Annotated in this window: 8 protein-coding genes; 5 read left to right on the top strand and 3 right to left on the bottom strand. The window is 68.0% G+C overall.

Annotation, left to right across the window (positions count from 1 at the left end; all coding sequences use genetic code 11):
- On the bottom strand, window positions 1-2246 hold a 2246-nt coding region (locus GJ629_RS13545), incomplete at its 3' end, for a heavy metal translocating P-type ATPase (RefSeq protein ID WP_157513522.1).
- Window positions 2247-2336: 90 nt separating this feature from the next.
- Window positions 2337-2927 (bottom strand): AsnC family transcriptional regulator, encoded by a 591-nt coding sequence (locus tag GJ629_RS13540; protein ID WP_157513521.1) that lies wholly within the window; start codon window positions 2925-2927, stop codon window positions 2337-2339.
- 132 nt (window positions 2928-3059) lie between these two features.
- Here GJ629_RS13540 and GJ629_RS13535 point away from each other — a divergent pair, with 132 nt between their 5' ends.
- From GJ629_RS13535 to GJ629_RS13515, 5 genes are all read left to right on the top strand, one after another.
- Window positions 3060-3257 carry a heavy-metal-associated domain-containing protein gene (locus tag GJ629_RS13535; protein ID WP_157513520.1) on the top strand — a complete coding sequence of 66 codons (198 nt, stop codon included), beginning with the start codon at window positions 3060-3062 and terminating at the stop codon, window positions 3255-3257.
- Window positions 3258-3328: 71 nt separating this feature from the next.
- Window positions 3329-4105, top strand: a complete 777-nt coding sequence (locus GJ629_RS17665; RefSeq protein ID WP_157513519.1) for a sulfatase-like hydrolase/transferase — start codon at window positions 3329-3331, stop codon at window positions 4103-4105.
- On the top strand, window positions 4006-4554 hold the full coding sequence (locus GJ629_RS17660) for a sulfatase (RefSeq protein WP_255475238.1): 549 nt from the start codon (window positions 4006-4008) through the stop codon (window positions 4552-4554). Before GJ629_RS17665 ends, GJ629_RS17660 begins: the two co-directional genes overlap by 100 nt.
- Complete coding sequence (locus GJ629_RS17655) at window positions 4479-4661, top strand: hypothetical protein (protein ID WP_157513518.1); 183 nt, start codon at window positions 4479-4481, stop codon at window positions 4659-4661. Before GJ629_RS17660 ends, GJ629_RS17655 begins: the two co-directional genes overlap by 76 nt.
- A 140-nt stretch (window positions 4662-4801) precedes the next feature.
- A complete protein-coding gene (locus GJ629_RS13515; protein WP_157513517.1) occupies window positions 4802-5578 on the top strand; it encodes a 23S rRNA (uridine(2552)-2'-O)-methyltransferase in 777 nt (258 codons plus the stop codon).
- 461 nt (window positions 5579-6039) lie between these two features.
- On the opposite strand, the gene GJ629_RS13510 is transcribed toward GJ629_RS13515, so the two are convergent.
- Window positions 6040-6201, bottom strand: a 162-nt coding sequence (locus tag GJ629_RS13510) for a matrixin family metalloprotease (RefSeq protein WP_157513516.1), incomplete at its 5' end; no start/stop codon positions are given.

Raw genomic sequence — 6201 nt, 5'->3', positions numbered from 1 at the left:
AGCGCCGGCGCGTCGTTGACGCCGTCGCCGACCATCATCGCCTTGCTACCGTCGTTCTGGATGGCCTCGACGGCGTCGGACTTGTCTTCCGGGAGGACCTCCGCGCGGACGTTCTCGGGGTCGATACCGACCCGTTCCGCGACGGCGCGGGCGGTCCGCTCGTTGTCGCCGGTGAGCATCATCACGTCGAGGCCGCGCTCGGTCAGCGCCGAGACGGCCCGCTTGGCGCTCTCTTTGACCGTGTCGGCGTCGGCGACGACGCCCGCGAGTTCCCCGTCGCGGGCGACGAGCATCGCGGTCTTGCCCTCCCGCTCTAACTGCTCCATCGTCTCGGCGGCGGGGTCGGGGTCGACGCCGGCCTCCCGGAGGAGTTTCCGGTTGCCGACCAGCACCTCCGTCCCGTCGACCGTCGCGCGGATGCCCTGTCCCGGGACGTTCTCGAAGTCGCTCGGTTCGGACACCGCGACGCCGCGGTCCTCGGCGCCCTCGACGATGGCCCGGGCGAGGGGGTGTTCGCTCCCGCGTTCGGCCGACGCCGCGAGGTGGAGGAGGTCCGCTTGGGGGTCCTGTTCGGCGTTGAGGACCTGCCCGCCGTCGGCGCGGAACTGCGCGACGGGGACCACGTCGGTCAGTTCCATCTCGCCCTCGGTGAGCGTCCCCGTCTTGTCGAAGACGACGGTATCGACGTCGCGGGCGCGTTCGAGGATGTCGCCGCCGCGGAACAGGACGCCGTTCTGTGCGCCGATGGTCGTCCCGACCATCGTCGCGGCGGGCGTCGCCAACCCCAGCGCACAGGGACAGGCGATCAACACCGCCGAGGCGAAGACGACGACCGCGAACTCGAACACCGAGATGGTGCCGCCGACCACCGCGGGCCCGCCGGCGACCTGCCCCCAGAGGGGAAGCCACTCGACGACGCCGGCGAGTATCTCGGGGAAGGCGAACCAGACGACGCCCCAGAACACCGCGTTGGCGATGACTGCCGGGACGAAGTACGCCGAGATGCGGTCGGCGAGGTTCTGTATCTCGGGCTGGCGGGACTGGGCCTCCTTGACCGTCTGGACGATCTGCTGGAGCGCCGTGTCCGCGCCGACGTTCGTCGCTTCGACGACGAGGACGCCGTTCTCGTTGATGGTCGACCCGACCACCTCGTCGCCCGCCGATTTCTCGACCGGGACCGACTCGCCGGTGACCATCGACTCGTCGACGGCCGAATCCCCCTCGACGACGACGCCGTCGGTCGGTATCTTCTCGCCCGGGCGGACCTTCATCCGGTCGCCGACGGCGACGTCCTCTAAGGGGACCTCAGACTCGGTGCCGTCCTCGCTGACCAGCGTCGCCGTCTCGGCCTCCATCTCCAGCAGTTTCCGGAGGGCGTCGCCCGCCTGCCCCTTGGACCGGGCTTCGAGGTAGTTACCGAGCGTGATGAACACGAGTATCAGCGCGGCCGTGTCGAAGTAGACGTCGCCGGCGATGAGCCCCGAGAGGACGGCGACGGAGTAGAGATACGCCGTCGAGGACCCCAGCGCGATCAGGACGTCCATGTTGGCCCGGCGGTTCCTGACGATGGCGTTGTAGGAGTTGCGGTAGAACGGCCACCCGAGAATCGCCTGGACCGGCGTCGCCAGCAGGAACTCGACCCAACCGAGTTCGACGCCGAACACCGTCTCCGGGACGAGCACACCGCCGAGGAGGAACCGGTCGGCGAGGAAGAACAACATCGGTGCCGAGAGGAGCGCACCGAACAGCGTCAGGCGGCGCTGTTTCCGTATCTCGGCGTCACGGGCGGCCTCGCGGGCGTCGCCCGACTCGTCATCGTCGCCGTCCTCCCGCACCGGGGAGTAGCCGGCGTCCTCGATGGCGTCGTACAGCGTCCCGAGCGACACGTCCGCGGGGTTGTAGGTGACCTGTGCCTCGTCGGTCGCGTAGTTGACGTCGGCGTCGAGGACGCCCGGCGTCTCCAGCAACGCCTCCGCGGTGGTCTCGGCGCAGTTGGCACACGACATATCCGAGATGGCTACCGTCGCCGTCTCGGAGACGGCGCCGTAGCCGGCCGACTCGACCGCGTCGTATATCTCCCGCAGCGACACCGCGTCCGGGTCGTACTCGACTGAACCCTCGTCGGTGGCGAAGTTCGCGTCGGCCGCCGTGACACCGTCGAGGTCCGAGAGCGTCTCCTGTACCGTCGTCGAGCAGTTGGCACAGGACATCCCCGTGATGTCGAGTGTGGTCGTTCTGGTGGGCATACCTAGTTGTACGGGACCCACGTTTAGGCGGTTTTCTGCTTCGAGAGTCGTGGTCGACCCCCGTCCGGACTTTCGAATCCAAAGCGGCGCTCAGACGCCCTCCTCGATCTCCCGGTAGCGGTCCTCGAACCGCGAGAGGCAGGACGGACAACAGAAGTGGTACACCTCGCCGTCGATGCGGGCGGACTCGCCCTCGCTGTCGACGGTGTTGCCACACTCCGCGCAGGTCAGCGCGAACTCGACGCCGTCGACGGAGGGCGTCCACTCGACGCTCTCGACGAGCGTCACCGAATACTCCGGGTCGGAGACGTCCTCGAGGAGGCCGTCCAGCCACGTCCGGACGTTCCCGGCCTCGATGCGGGCGTAGAAGACCACGTCACCCTCGGCGGTGACGAAAACGTGTTCGACGGCATCCGAATCCCGGACCCGCTCTCGGACCGTCGACACCGCGTCCGCGGGCGGGTCCACCTCGACCAGCACCGGGACGCCGGCCCGCAACTGGGCGCGGTCGACGTCGATGGTGAAGTTGTTGATCACACCGGACTCCCGCAACCGGTCGACGCGGTCGGAGACGGCCGGTCCCGAGAGCCCGACCGCCGACCCGATCTCGCTGAACGGCCGCCGCGCGTCCTCGGCCAACAGCGACAGTATCTCCAAATCGGTCTCGTCCAGATCGCGCATATCCGATGTACCCACGCAGGATACTACACTGTTTCCCACTGCTGGCTTTCGAACGCAAAGTTAGAGTGCGACGAAACTGATGATCAAAAGCAGTAAGCCACAAAGTCACGGCCCCCGTAACTGAGAGTTGCTATGAGCCGGACACTCACCGTCGATGGGATGAGCTGTGACCACTGCGAACAGGCCGTCGAGGAGGCACTGGCGGACGTCGAGGGCGTCACGTCGGCGAGCGCGGACCACGAGGCCGGGTCCGCGACGATCGACGGCTCGGCCGACCCCGATGCGCTCGTCAGCGCCGTCGAGGACGCCGGCTACGACGCCTCGGTCTGAGCGGCAGGACGGACGCGATACGCCGGCCGTCGCAGGCCGAGTCTTATTGCGCTGGCGGCCGGGCCGCCGATATGGACGTACTCGTCATCGACATCGACTCGCTGCGGCCCGACCACGTCGGGGCCTACGGCTACCCCGAACCGACGACGCCGAACGTCGACCGACTGGCGGCCGACGGCGTCAGGTTCGAGAACGCCTACACCGCTAACTCGCCGTGTATGCCCTCACGGGCTGCGTTTCTCTCCGGGCGGTACGGTATCGCCAACGGCGTTGGGACCCACGAGGCCCACGGCCAGCGACTGGCCGGCCCGGCCGTCTGGGAGGGCTTCGAAGGCGAGGAGGACGACTACCGGACGCTTCCGGCGGTGTCCTTCGACGACCGCACGCGGACCTGTGCGGTATCGTCGTTCCCCCGCCACCGAGCGGACTGGTTCTACCACCTCTGGGACGAGTTCCACCAGCCCCGGGAGCCGCCGGGCGAGGACGAGTACTTCCAGACGCCGCGCGCGGAGACGGTCACCGACCGCGCCGTCGACTGCTTGGAGCGGTACGCCGGGGAGGACCTGTTCCTGTACGCGCAGTTCTGGGACCCCCATACGCCGTACAACCGGAGCGACGAGGAGGTGGCGGCGTTCGACCCGCCGCGGCCGGACTACCCCACCGACGAACAGATCCGAGCCCACCGGGACGACGACCACTGGCGGTCGGCGAGCCACGCCGCGTCGCGGACGCCGAAGACCTCAAGCAGCTGCTCGCAGCCTACGACGCCGAGATACGGTACGTCGACCGCCACCTCGGGCGACTGCTCGACACGCTGGAGTCTCAGGGTCGGTACGAGGACGCGCTGATCGTCCTGCTGGCCGACCACGGCGAGGAGTTCGGGGAGCACGGGCTCTACAGCGAGCACTGGAGTACCCACGAGGGGACCCAGCGGATCCCGCTGGTGGTGAAACCCCCGGGCGGGGCGGCCCGGGAGCGAAGCGACGCGCTGGTGACGAACGTCGACATCGCGCCGACGGTGGCGGACTACGCCGGACTGGCGCGGCCGGCCGCGTGGCAGGGCCGGTCGCTGGAGCCGTTGGTGGCAGGCGACGACCCGGAGTGGCGCGAGCGCGTCGTCCTCGACCACGGGCTGTACACGGCCCAGCGAGCGGTCCGGACCGAGCGCTGGAAGTTCGTCCGGACCTACCACGACGCGTCTGGGACCTCCCGGCGAGGCAGTTGTTCGACCTCCGGGCCGACCCCGTCGAGCAGACGGACGTCAGCGCCGAACACCCCGAAGTCGTCGCGGAGTTAGAACAGGCGATGGCCCACTGGGCCGAACGGCACGTCGGCCGCGAGGAGGACGCCCTGCACGCCGTCGCCCGCGAGGGACCGGCCGGTCTGGAGTGGGCCCGGGAGTAGGTGGAGGCGACGCGGACCGCGCGCTACGAGTTGACACGGTGTGTCGAATCGCGCCACCGTCCATCCGACGTACCTTTCCGGTTCGGCCGTCTCTATCCCCGTATGACCGACGCAGACGATACGTCCGGAGGTACCTGAATATGGGGCGCAAAGACGAGTACTACAACAAGGCCAAACAGCAGGGCTACCGCGCCCGGTCGGCGTACAAGCTCCAGCAACTCGACGAGACGGCGGGGTTGCTCGGCGAGGACAACACGGTCGTCGACCTCGGGGCCGCGCCGGGCGGGTGGATGCAGGTCGCCGCCGAGCGTGTCGGTCCCGGCGGGACCGTCATCGGTGTCGACCGCCAGCGCATCGACGAGTTAGAGGACCCCGAGGCGACCGTCGAGTACGTCCGCGGGGATATGACCGACGAGCGGACAAAAGACCGCGTCCGGGACGTCGTCGGCGACCGCGGCGTCGACGTCGTGCTGTCGGACATGGCCCCAAACGTCACCGGCGAGTACCAACTCGACCACGCGCGGTCGGTCCATCTCGCCCGGCAGGCCTTCGAGGTGAGTCTGGAGTTGCTCGACGCCGGCGGGGACTTCGCCGCGAAGGTGTTCGACGGACAGGACTTAGACGGCTTCGAGGCTGACGTGGCAGAGGAGTTCGAGTACACCCGCCGGGTGCGACCGGACGCGACCCGCGACGAGTCCTCTGAGGTGTATCTCGTCGCCAAGGGCCGCCTGACCGCGCCGGTCCGGGAGGGCGACAAGCTGGAAGTGACCATCGAGGACACCGGGAGCGAGGGCGACGGCATCGCCAAGGTCGAGAACTTCACGCTGTTCGTCTCCGGGGTCGAGGAGGGCGACGAAGTCGAGGTCCGAGTCGACGACGTGAAGCCGAACTTCGGGTTCGCACAGCCAGTGGAGTAGCGCACGGCCACGGCGCGCGCTGGCCTGCGTCCCGTCGCAGGCCAGCGGCGTGCGAGGGATGACGGAGCGAGCGCCGCGAGCGACGGAATCGGCTGGGGAGGCTGTGGCGCTGTCGCGGTAGTGGCGGCGAGCATACTATTTTGACGCACTGCTCGCGAGGCGAAGCCGAGCGAGCAGGGAGTTTTTCCCCACGTTCGTCAGAGCGCCGCTCTGACGCAGCCTATCAGAAATCTTCGATTTCTGAGGACGTTTTTGCGAGGAGTGGTGACCGAACGGAGTGAGGGCACCCGAGGAGGAAAAAGTGGTTGTCGGGAGACTGTGGCGCTGTCGCGGTGCGGTGCAGCGGTGTGTGGCTACAAGCGGTTAGTTACTGCTCGCGAGGCGAAGCTGAGCGAGCAGCCTTTTTCCCCAAGTTTTGCGCGAGGGGTCGCGCCAGCGACCCCTCGACGGAAAAAGTGGTGTTAGAGTACTTGCCGATTGCACGTCCCACAGAGGTTCTGCTCTTTGACGTCGACCTCACGGACCGTCGGCGAGAAGTTCATCACGCAGCGCTTGTTGTCACAGTGTTCCAGCCCGAGGGTGTGGCCGATCTCGTGGACAACCTCTTTGCGGACGCGTTCGGC

The organism is Halapricum sp. CBA1109 (genome assembly GCF_009741825.1).
Lineage (GTDB): Archaea > Halobacteriota > Halobacteria > Halobacteriales > Haloarculaceae > Halapricum.
This window is presented reverse-complemented; position numbering and strand designations above follow the sequence as displayed.